This is a genomic window from Rhodococcus sp. 05-2255-1e (assembly GCF_002259025.1).
Classification (GTDB): Bacteria; Actinomycetota; Actinomycetes; order Mycobacteriales; family Mycobacteriaceae; genus Rhodococcoides; species Rhodococcoides fascians.
Genome location: NZ_NOZE01000023.1, coordinates 62,548 through 78,328 on the forward strand (window position 1 = coordinate 62,548; position 15,781 = coordinate 78,328).

Here is a 15,781-nt window from a genome sequence, read left to right on the forward strand (position 1 = left end):
TTCTCTATCGCAGAGGAACCCGGCCGAATACTACCGACGGGTAGCCTCGCCGGGCCGCTGCTGAAAGCACCTGTACCGGTACAGAGACGAGTGTCACACCACCGCCAGAGGCAGTGCCGTGGGGTGTACCGGGGACGGCAATTCCGAGTGTCCGGTGAGGTAAGCGTCGACCCCGTTGGCAGCCGAACGCCCCTCGGCGATCGCCCACACGACCAACGACGCACCGCGGTGGGCATCCCCACAGACGAACACACCCGGGGCCGTCGTCTGCCAATCGGGACCACACGACAACGCGCCGCGCTTCGTCAGCGCCAGGCCGTAGTCGTCGAGCAGCGGTCCATGCTCGACACCCTCGAATCCGATGGCGAACAATGCCAGATCACAGGGCAATTCGACCTCCTCACCGATGGGCGTCACGATGCGTCGCCCGTCCGCGTCGCGCTGCACCTCGACCTCGGCGAGCACCATGGCGCGCACATGTCCGCGCTCGTCGCCGAGAAATCGCTGCACCGCGACCTGATGACGCACGACGCCACCCTCCGCATGAGCAGGCGACGTCCGGAGCACCAACGGCCACGACGGCCATGGCGAAAGACCGTCGTCACGGGCACCGGGAAGAGCAGGGTTGTAGTCGAGCTGAGTGACCGACGCGGCACCCTGACGGTGAGCCGTGCCGAGACAATCGGCCCCGGTGTCTCCGCCGCCGATGATCACCACATGCTTGCCCGCAGCGGATATCGACGTCGGCCCGTCGCCCTCGCATTCCTTGTTCGACGGCACCAGATGCTCCATCGCCAGGTGGATGCCGTCGAGTTCGCGGCCGATCACCTCGGTGTTGTCGCGAGCCCGCAGAGCGCCGACGGCGAGCACGACCGCATCGAAGCTCGCGCGCAGTTGCTCGACGGTGAAGTCGATGCCGACCTCGCAGTCGGTGACGAAATGCGTGCCCTCGGCCCGCATCTGCATCAGCCGCTGATCGAGCACCGACTTCTCCAACTTGAATTCGGGGATTCCGTATCGAAGCAATCCACCGAGCCGATCGTCGCGCTCGTACACGGTGACATCGTGCCCGGCCCTGGTGAGCTGTTGCGCCGCAGCCAGTCCCGCCGGACCCGAACCCACGACGGCCACTCGCTTACCGGTGGTGATCGTCGGAGGCTGCGGAACGACGCTGCCCTGTTCCCAGGCCAGGTCTGCGATGGTCTGCTCGACCCGCTTGATCGTCACACTTCCGCCGGTGGCGGCCTCGGAAATGGACAGGACACAGGCGGATTCACACGGAGCCGGACACACTCGGCCGGTGAACTCCGGAAAGTTGTTGGTGGCGTGCAGCCGATCACTGGCCGCGTCCCACCGATCGCGGCGCACGAGATCGTTCCATTCCGGGATCAGGTTGCCCAGCGGGCAGCCGGCAGTTCCGGAGTGGCAGAACGGAATTCCGCAATCCATGCAGCGGCGCGCTTGTTCCGAGACCTCGGCTGCGCGTTCGCTGCTGGGCTGATCCGAGTACACCTCGTTCCAGTCTCTGACCCGTTCGTCGATAGGACGCTTGGCGGCCTCACGCTTGACGACCTTCAGAAATCCCTGTGGATCAGCCACGTGCAGCCTCCATGATCGCAGCGTCGACGTCGCGCCCCTCGGCGCGCGCCATTCGTGTCGCCTCCAGCACTCGCTGGTAGTCGACGGGCATGACTTTGGTAAACAGAGCGGACCGGCGGGGCCAGTCGGCGAGCAGCGATGCCGCGACGGTGGAGCCGGTCCAGCGCTCGTGGTTCTCGACCGTCTCGCGCAGCCACACCAGATCGTCCGGATCGGGAACCTGCAACTCGACCATTGCCGTGTTCACGTCCGCGGGGTCGAGACCCAGAACGAAGGCGATACCGCCCGACATGCCGGCCGCCATGTTGCGTCCGGTCGGCCCGAGCACGACAACCCGTCCGCCCGTCATGTACTCGAAGGCGTGATCTCCCACGCCCTCGTTGACCGCAACGGCTCCGGAGTTGCGCACGGCGAACCGCTCCCCCGCCTTACCACGCAGGTACACCTCCCCCGACGTGGCTCCGTAGAGAATCGTGTTTCCGGCAATGACGTTGTCCTCGGCAACGAAGGGTGCGTCCTCGGCCGGTCGGACGACGATGCGTCCTCCCGACAGGCCCTTGCCCACGTAGTCGTTCGCGTCGCCGACGAGATCGATCGTGATTCCGGGCGGCAGGAATGCACCGAGCGATTGCCCGGCAGAGCCGGTGAACGACACGCGAATCGTGTCGTCGGGTAGCCCGGCCGCGCCGTAGCGTCGCGTGACCTCGGACCCCAGAAGTGTTCCGACCGTGCGGTTGACGTTGCGCACGGGCAGCTCCAGCGTGACCGGATGTGCGTCCTCCAATGCCCCCTCGGCCAGCTGGATCAGCGTGCGATCCAGCGCGAAATCGAGGCCGTGGTCCTGATCGCGTAGGCGTCGACGCTGCGTCATGGGCGCGCCGTGTCGATCCACCGGCATCGCGAAGATGGGTGTGAGGTCGAGTCCCTTGCTCTTCCAATGTGCGACGCCGGCCGCGGTCTCTAGCACGTCTGCGTGGCCGACGGCCTCGTCGATGCTGCGGAACCCGAGCTGCGCGAGGTACTTTCGCACATCCTCGGCGACGAACCTGAAGAAGTCCTCGAGGAACTCGGGCTTGCCGGTGAACCGCTTGCGCAGTTCGGGGTTCTGAGTCGCGACACCCACTGGGCAGGTGTCGAGATGGCAGACCCGCATCATGATGCATCCCGCGACGATCAGAGGTGCCGTCGAGAACCCGAATTCCTCGGCACCGAGCAGCGCCGCGATGATCACATCACGGCCGGTGCGCATTCCGCCGTCGCACTGGACGGTGATGCGATCGCGAAGTCCGTTGAGCACCAACGTCTGTTGGGCGTCGGCCAGCCCGATTTCCCAGGGCGCACCGGCATGCTTGAGAGACGTCAACGGAGCCGCGCCCGTGCCACCGTCGTATCCCGAGATCAGTACGACGTCGGCGTGCGCCTTGCTTACTCCCGTCGCCACCGTGCCCACTCCTACCGAGCTGACGAGTTTGACGTGGACGCGCGCGTTCTCGTTGGCGTTCTTGAGATCGTGGATCAACTGCGCGAGATCCTCGATGGAATAGATGTCGTGGTGCGGAGGCGGGGAGATCAGGCCGACCCCGGGCGTCGAGTGCCGAGTCTTGGCCACCCACGGGTACACCTTGTAACCGGGCAGCTGCCCGCCCTCACCGGGTTTGGCACCCTGCGCCATCTTGATCTGAATGTCGGTGGCGTTGACCAGATAATCGCTGGTCACCCCGAACCGTCCACTCGCGACCTGCTTGACCGCACTGCGCCGGCTCGGATCGTAGAGGCGATCGACGTCCTCTCCGCCCTCACCGGAGTTGGAGCGCCCACCCAGATTGTTCATCGCAACGGCCATGGTCTCGTGCGCCTCGGCAGAGATGGATCCGTAGCTCATCGCTCCGGTGTTGAACCGGGTGACGATGGACTCCACCGACTCCACCTCGTCGAGTGGAACAGGCGTCCGCACATGGTCTTTGAACTCGAACAGGCCCCGGAGTGCACCCCCTTCGCGGGCGAGCCGGTTCACTTCGTCGCTGTATTTCTGGAACACGTCGTAGCGACCGGTGCGTGTTGCGTGCTGCAACAGGAACACCGTCTCGGGAGTGAACAAGTGGAGTTCGCCCTCACGCCGGAACTGGTACTCGCCGCCGATCTCGAGGCGGCGGTGAACACGGTCGGTGGGATTCTCCGGGTATGCCTTCCGGTGACGGAGTTTGACCTCTTCGGCGAGGACGTCGAGACCGACTCCGCCGAGCTTGCTGACGGTGCCCTTGAAGTACTCGCGCACGACCTCGCGATCGAGACCGACCGCCTCGAAAACCTGTGCGCCGGTGTAGGACCCGACGGTCGAGATGCCCATCTTGGACATGACCTTGAGCACGCCCTTGCCGAGCCCGTACAGGTAGTTGCGCACCGCGACAGTGGGCTCGACCCCGGTGAGCTCGCCTTCGCCGACCAGGTCCTCGATCGACTCCATGGCCAGGTACGGGTTGACGGCCGCCGCGCCGAATCCGATCAGCAGGGCCAGGTGGTGCACTTCTCGTGCATCGCCGGACTCGACGACGAGGGCGACCTTGGTGCGTTCCTTGGTGCGCACCAAATGGTGATGCACAGCAGAGGTGGCCAGCAGGGACGGAATCGGTGCCCGAGTGTGGTCCGAATCACGATCGGAGATGATCAGCGTGCGGTAGCCGGCAGCGATGGCTTCCGATGCCCGCGAGCGCAGCTCCTCGATGGCCTCGGCCAGACCTTCCCCACCACGCTCGACCTCGTACAGTGCGCGGAGCACGATGGCCGACAGACCGGGATGATCACCGTCGTCGTCGATGTGAATGATCTTGTTGAGTTCGTCGTTGTCCAGCACCGGCCACGGCAACACGATCTGTCTGCACGACGCGGCAGTGGGCTCGAGCAGATTCTGCTCCGGCCCCATCACGCGCGACAACGAGGTCACTATCTCTTCTCGGATGGAGTCGAGTGGCGGGTTCGTGACCTGCGCGAACAGCTCGATGAAGTAGTCGTACAGCTGACGAGATCGCTGGGACATCACCGCGGACGGGGTATCGGTCCCCATCGACCCCAGTGGCTCGCCCCCGGAGGCGGCCATCGGGGTGAGCACGACGCGGAGGTCTTCCTCGGTGTAGCCGAACGCGATCTGTCTGCGGATCACGGACTCGTGGTTGTACTGAATGTGGGCGCGCTCGGGCAGGCTCTTGATCTCCAGCAAGCCGGCGTGCAGCCACCCCTGGTACGGATGTTCCTGCGCCAGTTGCAGTTTGATCTCCTCGTCGGGAACGAGACGCCCGGCGACGGTGTCGACCAGAAACATCTTGCCCGGTTCGAGGCGACCCTTGGCGACGACCTGAGATTGCGGCACGTCCAGCACACCCGCCTCGCTCGCGAGGATCACCCGACCGTCGGCCGTCTGCCACCACCGACCGGGTCGCAGACCGTTGCGATCGAGGACGGCTCCGACGTAGCTACCGTCTGTGAACGTGACGCAGGCGGGACCGTCCCACGCTTCCATCATCGACGAGTGGAACTGATAGAACGCCCGTACCCGCGGATCCATCGTGCGATGGTTCTCCCACGGCTCCGGCACCATCATCATCACGACGTGGGGAACGCTCCGGCCGCCCAGGTGCAGCAATTCGAGGACCTCGTCGAGCGACACCGAATCGGATGCATCGGGATTACAGATGGGGAAAAGCCGCTCCAGATCGCCGGGGATGAGATCGCTGGACAGCATCGCTTCCCGAGCTCGCATCCGGTTCCTGTTGCCCTTGACCGTGTTGATCTCTCCGTTGTGCGCTACGTAGCGGTGCGGGTGCGCCAACGGCCACGACGGGAAGGTATTGGTGGAAAAACGACTGTGCACGATGGCAATTGCACTCGTACACAACGGGTTACGCAGCTCCGGGAAGAACAGGGGCAGCTGCATGGTGGTGAGCATGCCCTTGTAGACGATGGTGCGTGCGGACAGTGAAGGGAAGAACAGGCCCGAGCCTTCTGCCTCGATCTCCGGGGTGACGCGCTCCGACCGCTTACGCAGCCCGTACACCAATCGGTCGAGTTCGAGACCGGCCGGACGTGAACCGTCGACCTCGGGGGCCGCGACGAAGAGATAGCTCATGTACGGCATGCATCCGAGCGCGGTCAGTCCGACATCGGCACGATCGGGATCGACCTCGACCGGAACCCACCCCAGGACCTCGAGACCCTCTTCGGCTGCAATGGATTCGACACGCTGCACGGCCGACCCGCGCTCGCGGATGCCCTGCGGCAGAAAGCAGACACCCGCTGCGAAGGTGTTCTCACCGTCGGCGTTGGCGGACGGTAGCTCGAACGACGACAACGAATCGAGAAGTTCGACGGGCAGCTGGATCAGAATGCCCGCGCCGTCACCACTGTTGGGCTCGGCACCGGCAGCACCACGATGTTCCAGGTTCTCCAGTGCCAGAACACCGTCGGACACGATCGAGTGCGAACGGCGTCCGGCGATGTCGGCGATCATCGCCACACCGCAGGAGTCCTTCTCCGCGCTCGGGTCGTACAGTCCTTGCTCGGCAGGCATCCGAGAAAACAACACCACGATCACCTCCACGTAGACCGGTGGGTGCTTCGGATGGCGCAGTGTCGACATGCTGCACTGTGAGCCTCGGCTACCCCGCCGGCTGGTCGCCCGAACCGACATAGAGTGCCGGAACGATCGAATTCGATGCCTATCGGGAATTCACCGGGACAGCTCTGGCCCGCGAAAGAATCCGAGATCGCTCTCGGATGGCGGAATCGTATCAGTTGCCGATCGCAACGATGCAATCGCGAACGGCGCTGGGCTCAGTCGCGCAGGGGGCGCCCGTGTTCATCGCGCACGCTGCCGGTGAGCATCATGATCCCGTCGATCAGCGGCCAGATACCGCCGATGCCGCACGTGAGCCACGTGACCGCGATCTGCGCCACCGCGATTCCCGGCTGATTCAAATAGAAGCGTCCTGCGCCGAAAACGCCCAGCAGAATGTTCAGCAGCCCGGCAGTGAGCTTCTGCTTGTCCGAGAACGGTTCCCCGGTGACGGGATGCCGTCCGTAAGGAGCGCTCGGATCCACCCAACCAGGGGCACCGGCGTACTGGGGGCCCGGGTAGTGGGGTCCTCCGTACTGGGGACCTCCGTATTGGGGACCGCCGTATTGGGGACCGCCGTATTGGGGACCGCCGCCCGGAAACGGCGGCGGCGGGTAACCCGCACCGGGCGGTGGACCGTCCGGTGCACCGGAGCTACGGTCGTCACCTCCGGACGCGCCGTACGGATCACTGCCCCAATTCGGCGGACCGTAGCTGGGGTCGGGAGCGCCGTACACCGGACCCGGTGCCGCGTTCTTCTCGAACGAGATGGTGGGCTCCGAACCCGAGCCGTCTCCCGCCGCTCCGCCCGGTGTCGATCCGTCCGATGACGATGTACCTGAATCACTCACAACGAACTCCCTCGACGACGCGCTACGGGTAGATCGATCAGTCTCGCAGCTTGAGCCCGCGACTGTCGGGAACATTGCCGACGAGAATCAGCACGGCGTCCACGACATGCCACACGAACAGTCCGAACAACAGAATCAAGCCGAGACCGAACACCACGGTCAGCAGCACGCCGAAGAAGAACAGCAGCAACTGCGCGACGCCGATTCCGGTGCTACCGATGTAGAAACGACCCACGCCGAGCCAGCCCAGGAACAGCTGAAGTAGTCCACCGACGATCTTCGATTTGTCCGACAACGGTTCACCGGTGACCGGATCCCGCCCGTACGGCGCGTCGGGTCCGACACCGAAACCGGGCCCGGCCGAAAAGCCCTGTGCTTGGCCATAGGTCTGCTGGCCATACCCCTGCTGGCCGTAACCCTGCTGGCCGTACCCTTGCTGGCCGTAGCCCGACTGCTGGCCGTAGCCCGAGTGCTGGCCGTACCCCTGCTGGCCATACCCCTGTTGGCCATACCCCTGTTGGCCGTATCCCCCGGTCTGGCCGTACCCCTGTGGTGGACCGTAGGGCGACTGTTGGCCGTATCCCGGCTGACCGTATCCCTGGTACTCGGATCCCGGTGTCGGGTAACCGGCGGACGGCGGAAGGCCACCGATCGAATTGTCGATACTTCCGTCCGGGCTGGGGGCCGGATAGCTGGGAGTACTGGACCAGCCGGGCCCGTTGCCGATACCCGAATAGGTGTCCCAGCCCGGTCCGGTAGAACCGGCGGGACCGTGCGAGGGTGCGGACTCGGATGTCGCGGGCGGCTCGGAGAGCGACGCCTCGGCCGTTGCGTCGTAGTCGAACGGTGTACCGAAAGAGCCGGCCGACTTGTCGGTGCCGCCGCCCGAATCAGCAGGGTCGGGGTGTGCCCTCTTCTCGAAATCAACCACGGGTACTGCCTTCTTCCTCGGCTTTCTTCTCGGACGATGTCTCGCCCGTGCCTTCCTGCGGATCGCCGTCGGCGGACTCGCCACCCGTCTTGTCTTCGCTGTCACGACCGTCGTCGTCGTTCGACTTCAATGCCGCCGGGTCTTCGCGACCCTTGGTGGCGAGAACGAAATAGGCGACCGCGAGCACGAAGATGATTGCCGAAGTGAAAGTGTTCACGCGAATGCCGGCGATCTTCGTCGCGAAGTCGTCTCGCATGAGTTCCACCCAGAAGCGACCGACACAGTATCCGGCCACGTAGAGCGCGAACAATCGACCGTGGCCGATCGTGTACTTCCGATCGACGAGTACCAGGAGGACGACGACGAGGACGCTCCACAACAGTTCGTAGAGGAACGTCGGGTGGACGACCTTCTCGACCATTCCGGTGGAGACGCCGTTCAGAGGATCGAGCCGGCCGTTCGCATCGAGTCGCTCGTAGATCTCGAGACCCCACGGTTGCGTGGTTTCGCGACCGTAGAGCTCCTGGTTGAAGTAGTTGCCGATGCGGCCGATTGCCTGGGCCAGCAGGATCGGCGGGCCTACCGCGTCACCGAATGCCGGGAGTGGGATGCCGCGTCGACGACACGCGATCCACGCGCCGACTCCGCCGAGGAACACCGCGCCCCAGATTCCGAGGCCGCCGTTCCACACGTAGAGCGCCTCGATCGGCCGACCGCCGGCACCGAAGTACGTCTTCCAGTCGGTGGCCACGTGGTACAGCCGGCCACCGAGAAGCCCGAAAGGTACGGCCCACACGGCGACGTCGAGGACCGTGCCCTTGGTTCCGCCGCGAGCGACCCACCGGCGATCTCCCCACACCACGGCCACCACGATGCCGATGATGATGAACAGGGCGTAGGCACGGAGCGCGAGCGGTCCGACGTGCCAGACCCCCTGCGCGGGACTGGGAATGTAGGCCAGGAAGGCGGTCGAAGTCACGACGCTACGTTAGCGGAGCGGACACCCTCGGCGAGTTCGGTCGTCAGGTCACGAACCGCGTCGAGACCGTTGTCGACAGCGGTCACCAAAGCCGAGCCGACGATGACCGCGTCGGCATACTTCGCGATCTCGGCAGCCTGTGCGCCCGACCGAACGCCGAGACCGACGCCGATCGGAATGTCGGAATGCTCGCGGATACGCGCCGCCAACGCCGGTGCCATCGAGGACACCGCGTCGCGGGCACCGGTCACGCCCATCGTCGAGGCGGCGTAGACGAAGCCGCTGCTGGCTTCGACGGTGCTGACGAGTCGCTCCTCCGTCGTCGACGGTGCGACGAGGAAGATTCGGTCGAGTCCGTACCGATCCGAGACCTCGATCCATTCCTGAGCCTCGTCGGGGATCAGGTCGGGAGTGATGATTCCGAGTCCACCCGCATCGGCGAGGCTCCGGGCGAAATTCTCGATGCCGTATTTGAGCACCAGATTCCAGTAGGTCATGACGACCGCTTTGCCACCCGCGGCTGCGACCTGCTCGGTGACGGCGAAGACGTCCTTGACCCGGGCTCCGGCCCGCAGCGCCACGTCTGCAGCAGCTTGGATCGTGGGGCCGTCCATCACTGGATCGGAGTACGGGATGCCAACCTCGACGATGTCGCACCCGGCATCGACCATGGTCTTGAAGACCTCGATCGACCGGGGGACGGTCGGAAAGCCGGCGGGCAGGTATCCGACGAGTGCAGCGCGCCCTTCGGCACGGCACTTGGCGAACGTCCCGGAGAGGCGAGAGTCGTTGTTGCTCATGGCTTGATACCTGCTTCGTCGTCCACGTTCGCTTCGCCGTCTCCGTCGATCAGACCGAACCACTCGGCTGCGGTGTCGACGTCCTTGTCGCCGCGACCGGACAGGTTGACCAGGATGATGGCACCTTCACCCAGTTCCTTGCCGAGGGTGAGTGCGCCTGCGATGGCGTGCGACGATTCGATGGCCGGGATGATGCCCTCGGTGCGGCACAGCAGCTTGAAGGCGTTCATCGCCTCGGTGTCCGTCACGCCGCGGTACTCGGCGCGCCCGATGTCGTGCAGGTACGAATGCTCGGGTCCGACCCCGGGATAGTCCAATCCTGCTGAGATGGAATGGGATTCGACGGTCTGACCGTCCTCGTTCTGCAGCAGGTACGAGTAGGCACCGTGCAGGGCTCCGGGAGTACCGCCGCTGATGGTCGCCGCGTGGCGACCGGTCTCGACTCCGTCGCCGGCAGCCTCGAACCCGACGAGACGGACATCGGCGTCGTCGATGAACGCGTGGAAGATTCCGATGGCGTTGGACCCGCCGCCGACGCAGGCCGCGATGGCATCGGGCAGGCGGCCGGTGGACGCGAGGACCTGCTGCCGCGCTTCGAGGCCGATGATGCGCTGGAAATCGCGGACCATCACCGGGAACGGATGCGGCCCCGCGACGGTTCCGAAGCAGTAATAAGTGTTGTCGGCGTGGGTGACCCAGTCTCGCAGTGCCTCGTTGATCGCATCCTTGAGAGTGCGCGAACCGGACTTCACTGCGACGACTTCCGACCCGAGCAAACGCATCCGGGCGACGTTGAGGGCCTGGCGCTCGGTGTCGACCTCACCCATGTAGACGACGCAGTCGAGACCCATCAGGGCACAGGCCGTGGCGGTCGCGACGCCGTGCTGACCGGCACCGGTCTCCGCGATGACACGAGTCTTGCCCATTCGCTTCGCGAGCAGAACTTGCCCGAGCACGTTGTTGATCTTGTGAGAACCGGTGTGATTCAGGTCTTCTCGCTTGAGCAGGATTCGAGCGCCACCGGCATGCTCGGACAACCGGGTCGCCTCGAACACCGGAGATGGGCGACCGGTGTAATCGCGCTGCAGCCGATCCAGCTCACCGAGGAACTCGTTGTCGCTGCGCACTTTCTCGTACTCGGCGGTGACTTCCTCGATCACACCCATCAACGCCTCGGGCACGAACCTGCCCCCGTACACGCCGAAGTGACCGCCCACATCGGGCTCGTGCGCGCTGCGATCGGTGAGGCCGATGCTGCTCTGCGGCAGATCAGCGCCCTTGAAGCGGACTACCTGAGGGGCGTCCGCGGCGGAAGAAGTTTGGCTGGTGCTCACCGCTCCAGTGTGCCCCAACGGCGGACCGTCGCCGCGTTCGGGTGGGGTGCCGGTTCAGCGTGCGGGTTTCGGGCACGACGGGTGCGTGCCCGCCGTCACCAGGTCCGAGACCGCAGTGCGCGGATCGCCCGCGGTGACCAGACCTTCTCCGACCAACACTGCGTCGGCGCCGGCTCCGGCGTACGCGAGAAGGTCGGCGGTGCCCCGCACTCCCGACTCGGCAACGCGAATGATCTCACTGGGCAGACCGGGCGCGATACGGCCGAAACTGTCGCGATCGATCTCGAGGGTCTTGAGGTTGCGGGCGTTGATACCGATGACGCTGGCACCCGCCTCGAGTGCGCGATCGGCCTCGGCCTCGGTGTGGACCTCGACGAGTGCCGTCATGCCGAGTGACTCCGTGCGATCGAGAAGAGACGTGAGTGCGTCCTGCTCCAGGGCTGCGACGATCAGCAGGATGACGTCCGCGCCGTGTGCTCGGGCCTCGTGGATCTGGTACGGACCGACGATGAAATCCTTGCGCAGCACAGGAATCGAGACTGCGGCTCGCACCGCGTCGAGATCGGCGAGCGATCCCCGGAATCGACGCTCTTCGGTCAACACGCTGATGACGCGAGCGCCACCCTGCTCGTAGGCACGCGCGAGCACCGCAGGATCACCGATGTCGGCCAACGCGCCCTTGGACGGGCTCGCACGCTTGACCTCGGCAATGACGCCGATGCCGTCCTCGCGGAGGGCAGCCGCCGCGTCGAGAGGTGCCGGGGCCAGCTTCGCTGCTGCCTTCACCGCAGCGAAATCGATCACCGATTCGCGCGCGGCGACGTCGGCTCGTACACCGTCGAGAATCGAGTCGAGAACAGTCATGGTGCCCCAGTCCTTTCTGAGCGTCGACATTCGATGTGAGGAATCTCATCGAGGTCGGAACCTAGCGTAGAGGGCCGAATCAATCCGACGAACGCCGGGTACCGGACTCGTCGGTAGGGTCTTCACCGGCATCGAGCGCGTCCCACATCATGCGCTCGGTCAGGTCTTCACCCTCGTCCTGTGCACCCACGGCGGACGTGGTTCCAGCGGCCCGGCGAGCCACTTCGTCGCGCCGCACAGCCGGAGCTGCGTACTTGGACGAGAGTACCTGTGGGCCAAAAGATTTCCGAATCGACAGGGCAGCCGCCGCGAACGCACACAGGGTCCCTGCGAGCGTGATCAGCGCGGGCAGTGTCGATGCCGTCGTCATCGTCACCTCGGCACGAGCCGGGAGCTCGGCGAGCGCAGCCGCCTCCGAGTCCGAAGCCCCCGCGGCGAGTAGCCGAACGGCCGGAATCGCCGCAGCGATCGCAACCACCGCGATGAGCAACGCCAGAACCCGAGATGCCCACCCGCGCACCGCGAACGAGGCCGCCACAGCAGCGACAAGCACCAAGGCGAGAGGAGTCGTGGCGGCGGCCCAGGTACTGCCGACGAGATCGTCGGTCCGGCTCTCGCCGAGACCGTCGGAGGACGTCACGCTCACCCACGTCATTCTGGACGCACCCCACAGGCATGCGGCCGCAACCACGAGCAGCACGACAGGCAGAACGGCCGATCCGCGACCGCCGGAGCGTTCGGTCATCGGCCACCGACCTCACGCAGCGTTTCGGCTGCTGCGACGGCACTCAGCACGGCCATGGCCTTGTTCCTCGCTTCGTCGTCCTCGTATTCCGCTACCGAGTCGGCCACGACTCCGGCACCGGCCTGCACGTACGCCGTGCCGTCCTTGATGAGCGCGGTGCGAATCGAGATTGCGGTATCGGCGTCCCCGGCGAAGTCGAGATAGCCGACGATGCCGCCGTAGATGCCACGCCGCGTCGGCTCGAGCTCGTCGATCAGTTCCATTGCCCGCACCTTGGGTGCACCCGACAGCGTGCCCGCGGGGAAGCACGCCTTGACTGCGTCCAGAGCCCGCTTTCCCTCGGCGAGCCGTCCCGTCACCGTCGACACCAGGTGCATGACGTGGCTGTAGCGCTCGATATGGCGGTAGTCGCCCACGCGCACCGTCCCGGGAGCACACACTCGGCCGAGATCGTTGCGACCGAGATCGACGAGCATCAGATGCTCCGCGTTCTCCTTCTCGTCGGCCAGCAGATCCTTCTCGAGCAGCACGTCGTCCTCCTCGGAGGCACCGCGCCAGCGCGTACCGGCGATCGGGTGCGTGGTCGCGAGACCGTCCTTCACCGTCACGAGAGCTTCGGGGCTGGATCCGACGATCGAGAACGCCGTCTCGTCGTTCTCCCCCGGCACGTGCATCAGATACATGTACGGGCTGGGATTCGAGGCCCGCAGCATGCGATAGACGTCGAGAGGAGACGCCTCGGTGTCCATCTCGAAGCGCTGCGAGAGCACCACCTGAAACGCTTCACCGGCCTCGATCTCCTCGACCAGCCGCTCGACATCGGCACCGAATCCCTCCGATGTCCGCTGCCTGCGGAAACGGGGCGCGGACTTGGAGAAGACCGACACCGTCGACGCAGCAGGCTCGGACAGATCCGCGCACATCCGGTCCAGGCGACTCACCGCGTCGTCGTAGGCCCGGTCGACGTGCTCGTCGGTGCCGTTCCAGTTGACCGCGTTCGCGATCAGGGTGATCGATCCTTCGTGATGGTCCACGGCCGCCAGATCGGTGGCCAGCAACATGACCATCTCGGGGATGCCGAGGTCGTCCTGCGCATGTTCGGGCAGCTTCTCGATGCGCCGCACCGAGTCGTATCCGAGATATCCGACCATTCCGCCGGTCAACGGCGGCAGGCCCGGCACGCGCTCGGAATGGAGTAGCTCCAAGGTTCGAGCCAACACGTCGAGGGGGTCACCGCCGCTCGGGACACCTGCGGGCACGTTGCCGCGCCACGCCGCCTCGCCGTCGACCACCGTCAGCGCCGCAGGCGCACCCGCACCGATGAACGACCATCTCGACCACGACCGCCCGTTCTCCGCGGATTCGAGCAAGAACGTTCCGGGTCGGTCGGCGGCAAGCTTGCGGTACGCCGACAACGGAGTTTCGGAGTCGGCGAGCACCTTTCGCGTCACCGGCACCACTCGATGCTCGGCGGCGAGCTGGCGGAACACCTCCCGGGACGTGGTCGAGTCCGCGGCATCGGTGGGTTGGGCGTCGATGGGTGCGGCGTCCATGGATGCGGTCTCGGTGGGGCTCGTGTGGGGAGTCGTCTCGCCGTGCATGACCCCATCCTCCCAGGTTCGGCGGCGACACCCTCGCGCGCGGTAACCTGCCGACCATGAAACCAGGCGAGCTCGTTCCCGATTTTTCCCTGCCGGACCAGACCGGAAAGCTGCGAACGCTGACCGAATTGCTTACCGACGGTCCGATAGTGCTGTTCTTCTACCCGGCTGCATTCACCCCCGGATGCACCGCCGAAGCCTGCCATTTCCGCGATCTCGCAGGCGAATTCGCCGAGGTGGGTGCCACCCGGGTCGGCATCAGCGCCGACGCGGTCGCCAAGCAGGCCGAGTTCGCCGCCGCCAAATCGTTCGACTATCCGTTGCTCTCCGACGAGGACGGTGCCGTCGCGACCGCATTCGGGGTCAAGCGCGGCCTGCTCGCCAAGCTCTCCCCGGTCAAGCGCGCGACGTTCGTCATCGGTACCGACCGCAAGGTCCTCGAGAGTTTCTCCAGTGAGCTGCGATTCGAGGCCCACGCGGACAAGGCGCTGGAATACCTGCGCGCGCACCGCAGCTAGGCCGATTGTTCGACGCGATGCCTCGGGCCCGGGGATGCTCGAGGCATCATGTGCAGAACACAACTGTCTCGATCGAGAGGTACCCGCGATGGACACGTCGGCGACACCGAATGATGCGGTGGATCCCCGCTGGCTCACCGAGAGCCAGCAAGAGGCGTGGCGCGCGCTCGTCGCCCTGGTCACCCGACTGCCCGCAGCATTGGACGCCCAGCTGCAACGCGATTCGCAGTTGACCCACTTCGATTACTTCGTCCTCGCGGTCGTCAGCGAGAACCCACAGCGACGAATTCAACTGCGCGATCTCGCGGAGTACGCCAACGCGTCGCTTTCACGTCTGTCGCACGTGGTCACCAAGCTCGAGAAGGCGGGATGGGTTCGCCGCGAAAGTATCCCGGGGAGCCGCGGTTCCTATGCGGTGCTGACCGACGCCGGCATGGAGAAGGTCGTGGCATCGGCGCCAGGACACGTCGAAACAGTGCAGGCTCTGATATTCGACGGACTGTCCGACGCGGAGGTGGGTCGACTGTCGACTCTGAGCACGACGCTACTCACTCAGCTGGACAAGGGAATTGCCGCAGGAACCGGTCACGCCTGAGCCGCGGGCCCCAACAGCACGTCGGAGTCGAAGCAGGTGTGGGTGCCGGTGTGGCATGCCGCGCCGATCTGGTCGACGACCAACAGCACTGTGTCCCCGTCACAATCGAGCCGGACCTCGTGCACGTACTGCGTGTGCCCCGAGGTCTCGCCTTTGACCCAGTACTGCTGCCTGGACCTGGAGTAGTAGGTGCCCTTGCGCGTCGCGAGCGTGCGCGACAACGCTTCGTCGTCCATCCAGGCAACCATCAGTACCTGGCCGGTCGAGCGCTCCTGCACCACAGCACTGAACAGTCCGGCTTCGTTTCGCTTGAGCCGGGCGGACAGCGTCGGGTCGAGAGTCATCGAAAACCTCTTCG

The 15,781-nt window shown here is 65.4% G+C and carries 13 protein-coding genes; 2 read left to right on the forward strand and 11 right to left on the reverse strand.

Annotated elements, in window-relative coordinates; all coding sequences use genetic code 11:
- Window positions 1-93: 93 nt before the first annotated feature.
- The 10 genes from CH262_RS14950 to CH262_RS14995 form a co-directional block, all read right to left on the reverse strand.
- Window positions 94-1,599, reverse strand: coding sequence for a glutamate synthase subunit beta (locus CH262_RS14950; RefSeq protein ID WP_094717882.1), 1,506 nt, complete (start codon window positions 1,597-1,599; stop codon window positions 94-96).
- Window positions 1,592-6,160, reverse strand: a complete 4,569-nt coding sequence (gene gltB / locus CH262_RS14955) for a glutamate synthase large subunit (protein ID WP_373453785.1) — start codon at window positions 6,158-6,160, stop codon at window positions 1,592-1,594. The genes CH262_RS14950 and gltB overlap by 8 nt, the downstream gene beginning before the upstream one ends.
- A 263-nt stretch (window positions 6,161-6,423) precedes the next feature.
- The gene (locus CH262_RS28150; protein WP_256988812.1) at window positions 6,424-7,056 is read right to left on the reverse strand and encodes a TM2 domain-containing protein; all 633 of its coding nucleotides are present in this window, start codon (window positions 7,054-7,056) and stop codon (window positions 6,424-6,426) included.
- Between the two features lie 37 nt (window positions 7,057-7,093).
- Window positions 7,094-7,987, reverse strand: coding sequence for a TM2 domain-containing protein (locus CH262_RS28350; protein WP_094717883.1), 894 nt, complete (start codon window positions 7,985-7,987; stop codon window positions 7,094-7,096).
- Window positions 7,980-8,966, reverse strand: a complete 987-nt coding sequence (lgt, locus tag CH262_RS14970; protein WP_032391035.1) for a prolipoprotein diacylglyceryl transferase — start codon at window positions 8,964-8,966, stop codon at window positions 7,980-7,982. Before lgt ends, CH262_RS28350 begins: the two co-directional genes overlap by 8 nt.
- Window positions 8,963-9,766: a tryptophan synthase subunit alpha gene (gene trpA, locus CH262_RS14975; RefSeq protein WP_094717884.1), complete on the reverse strand. Its 804-nt coding sequence runs from the start codon at window positions 9,764-9,766 to the stop codon at window positions 8,963-8,965. The genes lgt and trpA overlap by 4 nt, the downstream gene beginning before the upstream one ends.
- Window positions 9,763-11,034, reverse strand: coding sequence for a tryptophan synthase subunit beta (trpB, locus tag CH262_RS14980; protein ID WP_045841352.1), 1,272 nt, complete (start codon window positions 11,032-11,034; stop codon window positions 9,763-9,765). Before trpB ends, trpA begins: the two co-directional genes overlap by 4 nt.
- A 120-nt stretch (window positions 11,035-11,154) precedes the next feature.
- Complete coding sequence (gene trpC / locus CH262_RS14985; protein WP_027497280.1) at window positions 11,155-11,964, reverse strand: indole-3-glycerol phosphate synthase TrpC; 810 nt, start codon at window positions 11,962-11,964, stop codon at window positions 11,155-11,157.
- A gap of 79 nt (window positions 11,965-12,043) precedes the next feature.
- Window positions 12,044-12,709 carry a TIGR02234 family membrane protein gene (locus CH262_RS14990; RefSeq protein WP_094717885.1) on the reverse strand — a complete coding sequence of 222 codons (666 nt, stop codon included), beginning with the start codon at window positions 12,707-12,709 and terminating at the stop codon, window positions 12,044-12,046.
- Window positions 12,706-14,262 (reverse strand): anthranilate synthase component I, encoded by a 1,557-nt coding sequence (locus tag CH262_RS14995; RefSeq protein WP_228139413.1) that lies wholly within the window; start codon window positions 14,260-14,262, stop codon window positions 12,706-12,708. The genes CH262_RS14990 and CH262_RS14995 overlap by 4 nt, the downstream gene beginning before the upstream one ends.
- Window positions 14,263-14,366: 104 nt before the next feature.
- Here CH262_RS14995 and CH262_RS15000 point away from each other — a divergent pair, with 104 nt between their 5' ends.
- On the forward strand, window positions 14,367-14,828 hold the full coding sequence (locus CH262_RS15000) for a peroxiredoxin (RefSeq protein ID WP_027497283.1): 462 nt from the start codon (window positions 14,367-14,369) through the stop codon (window positions 14,826-14,828).
- 88 nt (window positions 14,829-14,916) lie between these two features.
- Entirely contained in the window at window positions 14,917-15,423 is a 507-nt protein-coding gene (locus CH262_RS15005; protein WP_045841353.1) for a MarR family winged helix-turn-helix transcriptional regulator, read from the forward strand.
- Here the strand turns inward: CH262_RS15005 and hisI are convergent.
- Window positions 15,414-15,767 (reverse strand): phosphoribosyl-AMP cyclohydrolase, encoded by a 354-nt coding sequence (hisI, locus tag CH262_RS15010; protein ID WP_027497285.1) that lies wholly within the window; start codon window positions 15,765-15,767, stop codon window positions 15,414-15,416. The two genes, CH262_RS15005 and hisI, sit on opposite strands and share 10 nt — an antisense overlap.
- Window positions 15,768-15,781: the final 14 nt, after the last annotated feature.